Here is a 13,228-nt window from a genome sequence, read left to right as displayed (position 1 = left end):
GTCGGCGGAGGCCGTCTCGTGAAACCGGCGGCTCAGGCGCCCAGCGAACCATCCTTCACGGCCGATACGAACGACGACCAGCCGTCCGCAGTGAACGCGAGTATGGGACCATGCGGTTTCTTGCTGTCCCGTACTGGAATGACGGGGGCGAAACCGTCGGAGATCTCGATGCACTCGCCGCCATCTGGATTGCTGTAGCTGCTCTTGCGCCAGCTCTCGGCGCTCAGGTCGAAGGGTCGCACGGCACTTCCTCCAAGATGCGTTGGACGAACTTCCGGGACTCGGCAGGGGACAATGCCAGGTCGCGCACCACATCGTAGGCACGCTGCAAACGCTCAACTCGTGTGTTTTCCTCCACGAGTTCGCCCCGGTAGGTGTTCTCCGTATACGCAACAGGCCGCCCGTCCGGTAGCCGCAGGAACATCACTGCACTGCCCACCAGGCCATGCAACCCGGCACTCTGCGGCAACACCTGAATCGTCACCCCGTCCCGCTCCCCCACCTCCCCCAAATACTCCAACTGCCGCCGCCACTCCCCCGCATCCCGCAACGGCGTCCGCAGCACCGCCTCCGACAGGATCGTGCGGAACGGCGGCGCGTCCTCGCCCGCCAGCAGCTCCCGTCGCCCCATCCGGGCCTCAACCTGCTGGTCCAGTTCCTCCCCCTTGAGGCCTCCGGCCGCCAGCACTTCTCGCGCGTACCCCGGCGTCTGCAACAGACCCGGCAGGACGCTCACCGCGAAGTGCCACAGGCTGGTGGCCTCCGCCTCCAACGCCATGTACCGCCGGTACCGCTCGCGGAACTGAGTCTGGTCGCTGACCGCCAGCTCCCACAGGGCCAGGAGCAGCCCCGGTGTGCCGTAGTACTGGTCGAGGGCCTGGACCATCTCGGGGCCGCCCAGCGTCTCGCCTTTCTCCATCTTCCCGAACAACGACCAGTCCCAGCCCAGCCGTTCGCCGAGCTGCCGCAGGCTGTCGCCGCGCCGGGTACGCAGTGAACGCAGCTCCTCCGCGAACCGTGCGCGGGGTTCCTTGCTGCGGCCCGTAACCACTCGCCTCGTCGGCATGGTGCTGCCCTCCTTGGATGGTGTGGAACCGGTGTCGTCCTCCGAGGAAGCACAGCTGCCGTCGCTGTGCCTCACTGCCCCGAGCGGGCGCCCTGTCGTAATGAGCCCGCACGCAAGCTAATTCACGCCGCGCGGCCAGGGCGGAGAATCTCCGCAGGAACGACCGAAGGGGGACACGCGCGCCATGGCGAAGGGGCCCACATGGCACCGCACGGCGGAGGCCCTGACGGCTGACGGTCCCGCCATCCACACCCCTCGCAGCCCCCGAACTGGCGCAAATTCAAAGGCATTCGAGAAGGTGGTTTCGGGGTATGGGCGAACGGGATACGAGGCATGCCGGCGTTGCGGTTGCATCCGGTGCCCGCCGCGGAAGAACGAGCCGGCGGGTTGGCACAACATGGCAAAGGACCGACCCGAGAACCGACCGTGTACCGGACAATGTCCTGAGGGATCAGAGCGGTCCCGACGAGACACGCCCGCCCGTACGGATCGCGGCAGCGCGCAGCCACCAGAAGGAGAGCGAGACCCGCAATGGCCCTGGCCCAACAGCCGCCCCTGCTCCGCGATGTCATCGACATCAAGGAGTCGATCTCCACCTCGGACTTCGTCCTCCAGCTGTCCGAGGCGACAACCAAGGAGGGCGCCGAACACGCCCTACGGGACTACGTCGTCACGGAGCGGCTGCTGGAGAACTTCGACGAGGCGCTGGGCCTCATCAAGGCGGCGTTAGACGGGCGGACGTCCAAGGCCGCGTATCTGCACGGCTCGTTCGGTTCCGGTAAGTCGCACTTCATGGCGGTGCTGCACGCCCTGCTCAGCGGAAGCCCCGCCGCCCGGTCCCGCACCGACCTCGATCCGGTGCTGACCAAGCACGAGTGGCTCGGCACGGACGGGAAGAAGTTCCTGCTCGTGCCGTACCACATGCTCGGAGCCAAGGCCCTGGAGCAGCGCATCCTCGGCGGCTACGTCAGCCATGTGAAGAAGCTGCACGAGGACGCCCCGACACCGCAGGTGTACCGGACGGACGCGCTCTTCGAGAACATCCGGTCCCTGCGAGAGCGCCACGGAGACAGATTCATCATCGACGGGCTCGCGTCCACCGACGCCTCCGGCGGCGCCGACGAGGACGACGAGTGGGGCGAGGCGTTCGCCTGGCAGCCGGATCTCCTGGACACCGCGCTCACCGCAGAAGAGGTGCACGAGTCGGGTCAGCCCTTGAACCTGGTCAGCCCGTCTACGCCGGCCGAACTGCGGGCCCGGCTCGTTCAGGACGCGAGCACGAACCTGCTGCCGGGCTTCACGAAGAATGCGGCCGAGGACGAGCACGGTTTCGTCTCGCTGGACGCCGGGCTGTCCGTGATCGCCGAACACGCCAAGTCGCTCGGCTACGACGGGCTGATCCTCTTCATGGACGAGCTGATCCTGTGGCTCGCGACGCTGATCCACGACCAGAAGTTCGTGGCCCGCGAGGCCAGCAAGATCACGAACTTTGTGGAGGGCGGCGATGCGCGCCGCGCCATCCCGGTGGTGTCCTTCATAGCCCGTCAGCGGGACCTGCGGGAGCTCGTCGGCGAGGAGGTGTCGGGCGCGGCCGAGTCGTCCATCCAGGACACCCTCAACCTGGCATCCGGGCGGTTCGACAAGATCACGTTGGAGGATCGCAACCTCCCGCAGGTCGCCCACGCCCGCCTCCTTCAGCCCAAGGACGCTCAGGCAGCGGCGCTCGTCGCTGCCGAGTTCGAGAAGACCCGCAAGGTCCGCCAGGAAGTGTGGGACACGCTGCTGGGCTCCGACCGGGGCGCCGACGGGGTGGGCGCCGACGAGGAGAGCTTCCGGCTGACGTATCCCTTCTCGCCGGCCTTCATGGACACCCTCGTCCATGTCTCCTCCGCGCTCCAGCGCAACCGGACCGGTATGAAGCTGATGGGGCAGCTGCTCGCCGATCACCGCGACGAGCTGCGGCTCGGCGACCTGATCCCGGTCGGCGATCTGTACCCACTGATCACGGCCGGGGGCGACAAGCCGTTCACCGACAGCCTGAAGGTCGTTTTCGAGGCGGCCGACAAGCTCTACCGCACCAAGCTGCGTCCGTATCTCCTCGGCACGTACAACGTGTCGGAGGAGGACGTCGAGCAGTACACGCACCGCGGCCCGGACAGCATCACCGACCCGCACCTGCGGGGCCGGGTGAAGACGTTCATCGGCGACAACCGGATCATCGGCACCCTGCTGCTGTCCGCGCTCGCGCCCAGCGTGCCCGCACTCGCCGATCTCACCATCCGCCGGCTCTCCGCGCTCAACTACGGTTCCGTCGTCGCACCGATCCCCGGACGCGAGTACGGGGTCCTGAAGGACAAGGTCGCCGAATGGGCGGGCCGCTTCCCGGAGATCAAGGAAACCGGCACCAAGACCAACCCGGGTGTGCGTCTCGAACTGACCGGAGTGGACGTCGACTCCGTCATCGCCAACGCCAAGGTCAACGACAACCCCGGCAACCGGCAGGCCCTCGCCAAGCGGCTGCTGTCCGAGGAACTCGGTCTTGAAGAGGGGCAGTTGACGGCCCGGGTGAACTTTGCGTGGCGCGGCACGCAGCGCAGCGCCGAGGTGGTCTTCGGGAACGTGGCCGACGAGGAGGAGCTGCCCGACCACGACCTGGTGCCGCAGGAGGACGGCCTGTGGCGCATCGTCGTCGACTTCCCTTACGACGAGAGCGAATACGGGCCCGTCGAGGACGCCAACCGTATACAGCGGCTGCGCGAGAAGCAGCACCAGGGCGAGCGGTCGCGTACCGTCGCCTGGCTGCCGGCCCATCTCTCCGCACAGCGGTACACGGATTTCTGCCGCCTCGTGGTCATCGACAAGGCACTCGCCGACGAGCAGCGCTTCGACAGCCAATACGCCGGTCACCTCAACGCCGACAACCGCGCCCGGGCCAAGGGGCTCCTGGAGACCCAGCGCGAGTCCCTGCTCAACAACGTCAAGGCCGCCTTCAAGCAGGCGTACGGTCTGGCCGACAAGAAGGCCACCGATGTGGAGCTGGGCTTCGCCGACCATCTCCAGTCGCTGCGCGAGGTCGACGGGCTGACGCTGTCCTTCGGCCAGTCCCTGCGGGACGGTCTGCGGCACATCGCGGGCAGGCTGCTGGCCCATCAGTACCCGGACCACCCGGATCTGGATCCCGATGCCACCGGCACGACGGTGAAGGCGGCCGACGCCCGCAAGGTCTTCACCCACATCCAGGCCGCGGCGGAGGCCCGCGACGGCCGGACCGAGGTCCCGGCCGGCGACCGGAAACTCGTGCAGCGCATCGCGGGCCCACTCCGCCTGGGACAGCAGAAGGAGGCGTACTTCGAGCTGTCCCTGTACTGGGCCGACCACTTCCGGAAGCTGGTCCGCGACCGCGGCGTCACCAGTGACCTCTCCCTGATCACGCTCACCGACTGGACCGACCTGCCGCAGCCACGCGGGCTGCCCGACTTCCTCACCCGTCTGGTCGTCGCCGCGTTCGCCGAGATGGACGACCGGGTGTGGGTGCGCGGCGGCATGCCGCTCGACCCCGCTCCCGAGCTGTCGCAGATCAAGGACCTCGACGGGCTGCGCAGCCAGCCGCTCCCCTCGGAGGAGGCGTGGGCCGGCGCCCGGCACCGCTTCGCGACGATCTTCGGGGAGAACGCTCCGACGCTGCGGCGCGGACGCATGGTCAACCAGTTCGCCCGCCAGATCACGGAGCAGGCCCGCTCCCACCAAGAGCACGCGGCAGATCTCGTCCGGAAGCTGGAGGAGCACGCGGGCTTTCTCCGGCTCGACGGGACGGACGAAGCGGGGCGGCTCGCGCTCGCCCGTCGGTCCGTCGAACTGCTCAAGGCCCTCACCCAGGCCGCGGGGCAGGGCGCCGCCGGCGCGAAGAAGACCGTGGAGGCGCTCGCCTCCTTCGATCTCGGGCAGGTCAGCGCCGACCGTTTCGGTGCCTCGGTCAAGCAGGCCCGGACCGTCGCCCAGGCACTCGACGCCGCGTCCTGGACCACTCTCGACCTGGCATCGAACGAGGGCCCCGAGGGGCAGGCCCTGCTGGACTCGCTGCGGAACGTGGCCGGCAGCGACCAGCGGACCAGCGACCTGCGGGACGCCCTGGTCCGTACTCAGCGCGAGGTCCTCGCGCTGGTGAAGCGCAATCGCGCCGTCGCCACTCCCCCTCCGGCGCCCCCCGTCGCCCCGAGCGCGAACCAGGTGTCGCTGAACACGGCCACCAGTCACCCGCCCGTCGCCCAGGAGAGGACTCCGGTGTCCGCCTCCGGCCGTATTCCGGCGTCGCGGGCCGGCGGCACCCGCACCACCGCGGCTCGTGCCGTGGCCGAGCTCCAGGCGGAACTGGCCGACTTGGCGGCCAGCGAGCCCGGCGCCACGGTCGAGATCACCTGGCAGGTCGTCGAATCATGAGCGCCACGACCACGCCGGTGACGGTGGCCCGGCTGAACGTCGCGACCCTCACCCAGTACCTGGCATCCCAGACGTCGCTGGCCGACTCCCTCACGGGCAGTGGCCGGCGGCGGGCCGTCCTGCTGCGCTCCGCGCCCCAGTGGGACGGCCCGGCCGAGCCGGCGTGGGGCAACGGTTACACCGCCCGGGTCGCCGCGGCCCCCTCCCCGCTCGCCGTCCACGAACTGCTCCTGGACCACCTTGCGGAGCAGGACACGGAGGCGGCGGGCCCCGACGTCCTCGTCGTACTGACCGACCGCGAGCAGAGCGAACTGGACCCGGCGATCCTGGCCCGCGCTCACAAGAAGCGCATCGACACCGTCGACAGCTGGGAAGTAGTGCGCGAGGCGTTCGGGGCCACACAGGTCGACACCCGGCTCAAGAACGCGAACTGGGCCTCCGAGGCCCTGCTGGACGCCACCCCGCCGGGTGGCTGGCCCCCGCTCGCGGGCGGCGTACTGTCCCGGCAGAAGGCCCTTTCCGCCCTCGCGCTGCGACGGCTGCGGCTCGGGAGGTACGACAGCGATGTGGACGGACCGCACCACACCCGCACCGACGACGACCTGGACACGCACGCCTTGCTCGGCTGGTCCCTGAGTCCCGGCGGCCCTGAGCGGCTGCTGGAGCTGCGGGGGCCTGAACGGGCCGGCCTGCGGGAGTTCCTCGGCGAGGAGGACCAGGCCGGCCTGGCCGGGCAGGCGCTGCTGGCCCTCGTCGAGGCCGAGCACGGCGAGGAGGCAGTTGCGTTCGGGCTCGTGTGCGGGGCGCTGTGGCTGCACGCCGCGCCGGACGCCGACATCTACCGTGCGCGCGGTCGTGCCGAACGCTGGTTCGGTGAGCAGCCCCCGACGGCCGGCGATCAGCTCGACGCTCTCGCGTCCGCGTTTGGACGGGCCTGCGAGGAGTACGCGGGGGTACTGCTGACCACCGCCGCCCGGGACACGGGCGGCGAGACGGATGAGGCCCGTGAGGCGCGCCGGATCAGCGACACCGTCCTGGACCGGGCATCCGCCCTGGTCCGCCAGTTCGGGGCGGAGACCGCCGCCCAGGCCAGCCCGCTGCTGCCCATCGGGCTCGAGGCACGCTTCACAGCGGTGGGGCGAGCCCTGGAGACCGGCCGGCCCGGCCCTCTGGCGGATGCCGTCCGTGCCCTGGGCATGCACCGGCGAGCCCAGGGTCCAGATGCCTGGGCCCGTATCGAGCGGGCCCGCATGGGTCAGCGTCTGGCGCAATGGCTCGCCGGCGAACCCGACGTCGCATGCGAGTCGACGGGCGAAGCAGTAAAGCGCCACATCGAGGAGACGGGGTGGGTGGATCAGGCCCTGGAACACGTCGAGGCAGGCGGCGACCCGGACCCCGTCCTCAAAACCGCGTACGACAGGCTGGCCGCCCGTGTCCGGGAACGGCGGCACGAGATCGACCGGCACTTCGCGCAGGCCCTGGCGGCCTGGACCGCCGCGGGTACACCCCCGGGTTCGATGCTGACGGTGGAGTCCTTCCTCGACCGGGTCGTGAAACCGATCGTCCGCGGTGGAGACGGCCGACGCGTTCTGCTGCTCGTCCTGGACGGCATGAGCGCGGCGATCGCCACCGAACTGGGCGAGGAACTCCGCTCGTCCTGGGCCGAGTTCGATCCTGTGAAGGAAGACAAGCCGCACCGGCGGGCCATGGCGGCCGCCCTGCCGACCCTGACCGCCGTCTCCCGCACCTCGCTGTTCGCGGGTCGGCTGCTGACGGGGACGCAGGCCGACGAGAAGCGGCTCTTCCCCGCGCAGAAGCTGTGGGGCGGGGCCCCGGCCGCGGTGTTCCACAAGGACGACCTGCGCGCCCAGAGCGCCGGGGACACCTTCGGCCCGGCTCTCAGCGAGGCGCTCACCGACGGCCGCACCCATGTGGCGGTCGTCCTCAACGCCATCGACGACAGGCTGGCCAAGGAACAGAAGCTCGGCGACGGGGCGTGGCGGGCACACCACATCCCGGCGCTCGTCGACCTGCTGCGGGTGGCCGCAGCACAGGGCATGGCCGTACTGATCACCAGCGACCACGGGCACGTGGTGGACCGGCACGGCACCAAGGTCGCGGCCGGAACCCCCGAATCGGCCCGCCACCGCCTGCCCGACGAGGCTCCGGGCGCGACCGAGGTCGCGCTCAGCGGTCCGCGGGTGGTCTGGCCCGATCCCGGTGCGTCCATCGTCGCCCTGTGGGACGCGGACTCGCGCTACACCGCCCTCAAGGCCGGCTACCACGGCGGTGCCTCCCTAGCGGAGTTCACCATCCCCGTCCTCGCATTCCTGCCTTTCGGAGCATCACCCCCCAAGGAGTGGCGGGAGCTGGGTGACCAGCGGCCGACATGGTGGTTCCTGGACGAACGAGCGTCCCGGCCCGTGCCGGCACCGCCCGAGGCGGCGTCCCCGGCGAAGAACCAGCCCCGGCAGAAGCCGTCGAAGACGCAGGCCGAACTGGCCAGGACGCACGACTCCCTGTTCGACGTCGTCCTGGTCCCGGCGGACGCGGACGGGGATGCACTGATCACCCCGGAGCTGCTCACTCAGGCCGAGACCCTGGTTCGTGCGCTGTTCGCCTCGGCTCCGTTCCTTGACCAGGTCGAGCTGCTGGCCCGCAAGCCGCGCGAGCGCGACATGGACAAGTTCAAACAAGCGGTTCGTGCTCTCCTCGACGCGGGCGGCACGCTGCCCGTGACAGCCCTGGCGCAGCGCGTCGACTTCCCCCTCAGCCGCGCGGACGGCTTCGCCGCGGTCCTGCGTCAGCTCCTCAACTACGACGGAGTCCAGGTCCTGGAGACGCTGCCCGATGGGCGGACCCTGCGGCTGCACCAGGGACTTCTGCGGGAGCAGTTCGGGCTGGAATGAACCCGCACGGGGGGCAGCCGGTCAACAGGGCACCGTGCTAGCCTCGGCCGTAGGGACGTCCTCAAGAAACTGACGCCCGGTTCGCCTCAGGCCCCGCGGATGCGGGGCCTTTGTGCTGGTCAGCAGGTGGGCTGCGGCGGAGCCCAGCAGTGCTGATGGGCGACACGGGGCGCGACGAAGGACCACAGGGTCTCGTTGGCCTTGCGCGCTCGGGGGTCGGCGTCCTGGCCGCTGACCAGCCGGCGGTGCAGATAAGCGATAAGGTCCGCGGCCTGCAACAGCCGGCTCGCCTTCGACGGCGCGAAGTGAATGGTGTCGACGAGGCACGGAAGGGTGTTGCTGATGCTCTCGCCCGTACCGGCCTGTTGGTAGTCACGGAAATGGCGCCGGTGGTCGTCCGCTCCGTCGATCTCATCCGCGATCACCAGAGCCAGCTCGTCCCGCACCTGCACGTGGTCGCAGATCTGCTCCAGCAGGTGGCGCAGTACCACCTCGTGGGGAGGCCGGAACGGCCCGTCATCGGTGTGATGTGCCCAGTAGGCCCGTAGGTCGAGCCCCCGGACTATCACACGCACATCATGCGCACCGATCGCCTTCATGGCATCGCCGTAGACACCGATGCGGGCACGAATCATGTTGCGGCCCTTGTGACCCATCCGCTGCCAGTCGTCCCGGGCGTGCACCAGAGCGTGCCCATGGAGTTCGGCATGGCGGTCGACCGGGTATTCCTCTGCAGCCTTGGTCACGACGGAGTCGAGAGCGCGGTGCAGCGACCGCAGATGTTTCTCGGCCACCACGAGAGCAACCATCCAGTAGCGGTCGTTGTCGTATGACTCATCGACGTAGGTCAGCAACACCACGCGAGTGTTTCACACAGCAACCTTGCGACACATACGAGTTGGACGCCACCGAGGCGGCAGCGACAACCCCTGATCCCGGCCGCGCCGAGTGAGAGACTGAACCGGTGAGCTCCGCAATCCCGAATCCCGTGTCTCCCGCCTCCGCTGCCCGCAGACGGACGGTCATCGACGCGCTGCGACGCGGCGCTGTGCCCGACAGCGGACTCGATCTGCTGGCCACCGGCCTGGGCCGGTTCGAGGCAGCGCTCGACGCCGAGTTGGACGCGGTCGCGTCGGGCGGGTCGGTGTTCAAAGCCGTACGCGGCGAGTACGGATCGGGCAAGACGTTCTTCACCCGATGGCTGGGAGAGCGGGCGAAACGCCTCGGCTTCGCCGTGGCCGAGATCCAGGTCTCGGAGACCGAGACTCCGCTGCACAAGCTGGAGACCGTATACCGACGCCTCACCGAACGGCTGACCACCGCGAGCTTCCCTCCGAGCGCACTCAGGCCGATTGTGGACGCCTGGTTCTACGCACTTGAGGAGGACGCTCTCGCAGCCGGAGCGAGCGAGGAGGAGCTGACCGATGAGGTCGAAAGGCTGCTGACGGCCCGACTGGCCGAAGTCTCCCGGCATGCCCCCTCCTTCGCCACTGCGCTGCGCGGCTACCGGGCCGCACTCACCGAGGGCGACGAAGCAACGGCGGCGGCTGTTCTGGCCTGGCTGGGCGGCCAGCCGCACGTTGCCGCGGCGGCACGACGGTCCGCCGGAGTCCGCGGGGACCTCGACCATTTCGGAGCTCTGGGTTTTCTCCAGGGCCTGCTGACCGTGCTGCGCGACTCGGGACACAGGGGGCTGTTCGTCGTCCTCGACGAGGTGGAGACACTCCAGCGGGTGCGGTCCGACGCCCGTGACAAGGCGCTCAACGCCTTGCGTCAGCTCATCGACGAGGTTCATTCGGGCCGCTTCCCCGGCCTCTATCTGGTGATCACCGGTACCCCGGCTTTCTACGACGGTCAGCAGGGTGTGCAGCGCCTCGCCCCGCTCGCGCAGCGCCTCGCCACGGACTTCACCACCGACCCCCGGTTCGACAATCCACGCGCGGTGCAGCTGCGGCTGCCCGGGTTCACACCGGAATCGCTGGTGAGCCTCGGCGTGACCATCCGCGACCTTTACGCGGCGGGAGCCGCCGCCCCCGACCGGATCAGGGCTCTCGCAGATGACGCCTACGTCGCGGACCTCGCCGGCGCCGTCGGTGGAGCGCTGGGCGGCAAGGTGGGGGTAGCGCCACGGCTCTACCTGAAGAAGTTGGTGGGTGACGTCCTCGACCGTATCGATCAGTTCGATGACTTCGACCCGAGGCAGCACTACAAGTTGACGGTGATCAACAGCGAACTCACCGACGTGGAACGGAATTCGGCTGCCGCGACCTCGGCCGACGACATCGAACTGGACGTGTGATGGCAGGCGCCGAGGGCGCGAGCGCCGCTCCTCACCCGGGTTCCACTCTCCCCGCGCACGACGAGGACCCCGTAGAGCGGCTCGACCCGGTTGTCCTCCACCATGTGGTGAACACGCTCGGCTGGCCTGACCTGCGGCCGCTACAGCGGGCAGCGATCCATCCATTGATGGACGGCGAGGACGCGGTTCTTCTCGCTCCCACAGCAGGCGGAAAGACCGAGGCAGCCTGTCTGCCGATGCTGTCCGCCATGTCGGAGCAGGGCTGGACCGGCACCTCCGTGCTCTATCTGTGTCCGCTCAAGGCGCTGCTCAACAACCTCGTGACGCGCATCGACGCGTACGCTCAGTGGCTCGGGCGCCGGGCGGCGCTGTGGCACGGTGACACGAAGGAGTCGCAGCGGCAGCGCATCCGCACCGAACCCCCGGACATCCTGCTCACCACACCGGAGTCCCTGGAAGCCATGCTGATCGGCGTGAAAACCGATCACGCACACCTTCTGGGGCGCGTGCGGGCGGTCGTCGTGGACGAGGTGCACGCCTTCGCGGGGGACGATCGGGGCTGGCACCTGCTCGCGGTGCTGGAGCGCCTGGCAAGAGTCACAGGACATCCCATCCAGCGGATCGGGCTGTCGGCGACCGTCGGTAATCCGGGGCACCTGCTCACCTGGCTGCAGGGCTCGGGGGCCGGAAAGCGACCGGCACAGGTCATCGCACCGGACCTGACCCCCGTACCGGACGTGTCGTCGAACCACGGGGCGACCGCGGAGAGCGCCCGCCCTGCGGGTGAGGTGGAGCTGGACTACGTAGGTTCCCTCGACAATGCCGCCAAGCTCATCGCCGCACTGCACCGGGGCGAGAAGCGGTTGGTCTTCTGTGATTCCCGGCGGCAGGTCGAGCAGCTGGGTGCGGCGCTGCGCGAGCGTGAGGTGACGGTGTTTCTGTCGCACGCATCGCTGGCGGCTGAGGAGAGAGCTAGGTCCGAGCAAGCTTTCGCCGAGGCTCGGGACTGCGTGATCGTGTCCACTTCCACCCTGGAACTGGGCATCGACGTCGGCGACTTGGACCGCGTCGTTCAGATCGACTCTCCCAGCACTGTCGCCTCGTTCCTGCAACGCATCGGGCGTACGGGTCGGCGTCCAGGGAGCAGACGCAACTGTCTGTTCCTGGCAACCCGCAAAGACAGCCTCCTCCAGGCAGCGGCAATGCTTCTGCTCTGGGGAAGGGGCTGGGTCGAGCCGGTGACCGCGCCGCCCGAGCCGCGCCATCTGGTGGCTCAACAGCTCCTGGCCGCCACTCTCCAGCAGCAACGGCTCGGTGACCAGTTGTGGCACCAACAGTGGAACGGGCTGGCTCCCTTCGACCGCTCCGCGGCACCTGTCGTGCGCCATCTGATAGCGCAAGGTTTCCTCGACGAGGACGATGGCCTGCTCTTCGTCGGTCCCGAAGCCGAACGACGCTTCGGTCGCCGGCACTTCATCGAACTGACGGCGTCCTTCACCGCGCCCCCGCAGTTCACGGTCCTCTCCGGGCGCACCGAGATCGGGCAGATAGACCCTTCCGTACTCACGGAGGAACGTCCCGGGCCTCGCCGTCTCCTCCTCGGCGGGCGCAGCTGGCAGGTGACGTTCATCGACTGGACTCGCAAACGGGCCTTCGCCGAGCCGACCGAAGGCGGCGGCGTCGCCAAGTGGACCAGCGGCTCGCTCGCCGGACTCTCCTTTGCCCTCACGCGCGCGATGCGAGAAGTCCTCCTGGGAGCCGACCCCTCCGTCTCGCTCACACGACGAGCTGAGGTGTGCCTCGCCGCTTGGCGGGAGGAAGAAGCTCCTGACACCGTGCATCCAGGCGGCACGCTGGTGGCACGGCAGGGCAGCGACGTGCGCTGGTGGACCTGGGCGGGCTACCGCGCCAATGCGACACTCGCGGCAACGCTGCAGTCGATCGCCGATCCCGTGCAGCGGCCGACGGACTGCTATGTGCGCCTGAGGGAGGACCTGACCCCCGCCATGTGGCGTGCGAGCCATGATGCGGCCGACGGCGGTGCAGCACTCGTGCTTCCGGACGTCGACCGCCGCGCCGTGCACGGGCTCAAATTCTCCGCTGCGCTACCCGAGCGACTCGCGGTGGCGTCCGTCGCTGCCAGGCTCGCCGACTTCGACGGAGCGCGTGCGGCTCTTGAAGAAACGGTGCGGTTCCTCAGCAGCACCACCTGATACCCCGCCAAGAGTGCGCCACCTGGCGCCGCCCTATCGCCGGTATCGCCCACAACGCAGATCATGTTCGCGGCCTAAATCTGCAGGTCAGGACCGGTTGCCTACGAATTCAAGGATCGCCTCTCACTCCACACTATGCGTCGTCGAAAACGCTCTGAGAGATGGAGTATTCGGCGAAACCACGGCCAGAGCTCCCCATCATCAACGTGAAGAGGCCGCATGCGTCGGAGGAACATCACCAGTGCCGAGTACGAGACGGCTACCCAGCTCTGAGCGCGTGATCCACGTCCTGTCCTAGGATGAC

General features: G+C 68.9%; 7 protein-coding genes. 4 read left to right on the top strand and 3 right to left on the bottom strand.

Translation table 11 applies throughout. The features are described from left to right. Positions 1–32 precede the first annotated feature (32 nt). Positions 33–242 (bottom strand): DUF397 domain-containing protein, encoded by a 210-nt coding sequence (locus B1H19_RS30145; protein WP_083107867.1) that lies wholly within the window; start codon positions 240–242, stop codon positions 33–35. Next, positions 224–1,066 carry a helix-turn-helix domain-containing protein gene (locus B1H19_RS30140; RefSeq protein WP_083107866.1) on the bottom strand — a complete coding sequence of 281 codons (843 nt, stop codon included), beginning with the start codon at positions 1,064–1,066 and terminating at the stop codon, positions 224–226. Before B1H19_RS30140 ends, B1H19_RS30145 begins: the two co-directional genes overlap by 19 nt. 531 nt (positions 1,067–1,597) lie before the next feature. Here B1H19_RS30140 and pglY point away from each other — a divergent pair. Together pglY and pglZ are read left to right on the top strand one after the other, a co-directional pair. After that, complete coding sequence (gene pglY, locus B1H19_RS30135) at positions 1,598–5,503, top strand: BREX-2 system ATPase PglY (RefSeq protein ID WP_107426180.1); 3,906 nt, start codon at positions 1,598–1,600, stop codon at positions 5,501–5,503. Continuing rightward, entirely contained in the window at positions 5,500–8,412 is a 2,913-nt protein-coding gene (pglZ, locus tag B1H19_RS30130) for a BREX-2 system phosphatase PglZ (RefSeq protein WP_083107865.1), read from the top strand. The genes pglY and pglZ overlap by 4 nt, the downstream gene beginning before the upstream one ends. Positions 8,413–8,531: 119 nt before the next feature. Here the strand turns inward: pglZ and B1H19_RS30125 are convergent, their stop codons facing one another. Further along, positions 8,532–9,269 (bottom strand): DUF3800 domain-containing protein, encoded by a 738-nt coding sequence (locus tag B1H19_RS30125; RefSeq protein WP_083109959.1) that lies wholly within the window; start codon positions 9,267–9,269, stop codon positions 8,532–8,534. A gap of 107 nt (positions 9,270–9,376) precedes the next feature. On the opposite strand from B1H19_RS30125, the gene brxD reads away from it, so the two are divergent. Together brxD and B1H19_RS30115 are read left to right on the top strand one after the other, a co-directional pair. Further along, the gene (gene brxD, locus B1H19_RS30120) at positions 9,377–10,711 is read left to right on the top strand and encodes a BREX system ATP-binding protein BrxD (RefSeq protein ID WP_107426179.1); all 1,335 of its coding nucleotides are present in this window, start codon (positions 9,377–9,379) and stop codon (positions 10,709–10,711) included. After that, the gene (locus tag B1H19_RS30115) at positions 10,711–12,924 is read left to right on the top strand and encodes a DEAD/DEAH box helicase (RefSeq protein WP_083107864.1); all 2,214 of its coding nucleotides are present in this window, start codon (positions 10,711–10,713) and stop codon (positions 12,922–12,924) included. The genes brxD and B1H19_RS30115 overlap by 1 nt, the downstream gene beginning before the upstream one ends. Positions 12,925–13,228: the final 304 nt, after the last annotated feature.

The sequence above is a fragment of the Streptomyces gilvosporeus genome (assembly GCF_002082195.1).
GTDB lineage: Bacteria > Actinomycetota > Actinomycetes > Streptomycetales > Streptomycetaceae > Streptomyces > Streptomyces gilvosporeus.
The sequence above is the reverse complement of the archived record's forward strand: the minus strand, read 5'-3'. Positions and strand labels throughout refer to the sequence as shown.

Bases quoted from the DNA above. Each gene is read 5' to 3' on its own strand.
- B1H19_RS30140 (WP_083107866.1), bottom strand. From the start codon at position 1,066: ATGCCGACGAGGCGAGTGGTTACGGGCCGCAGCAAGGAACCCCGCGCA.
- pglY (WP_107426180.1), top strand. From the start codon at position 1,598: ATGGCCCTGGCCCAACAGCCGCCCCTGCTCCGCGATGTCATCGACATC.
- pglZ (WP_083107865.1), top strand. From the start codon at position 5,500: ATGAGCGCCACGACCACGCCGGTGACGGTGGCCCGGCTGAACGTCGCG.
- B1H19_RS30115 (WP_083107864.1), top strand. From the start codon at position 10,711: ATGGCAGGCGCCGAGGGCGCGAGCGCCGCTCCTCACCCGGGTTCCACT.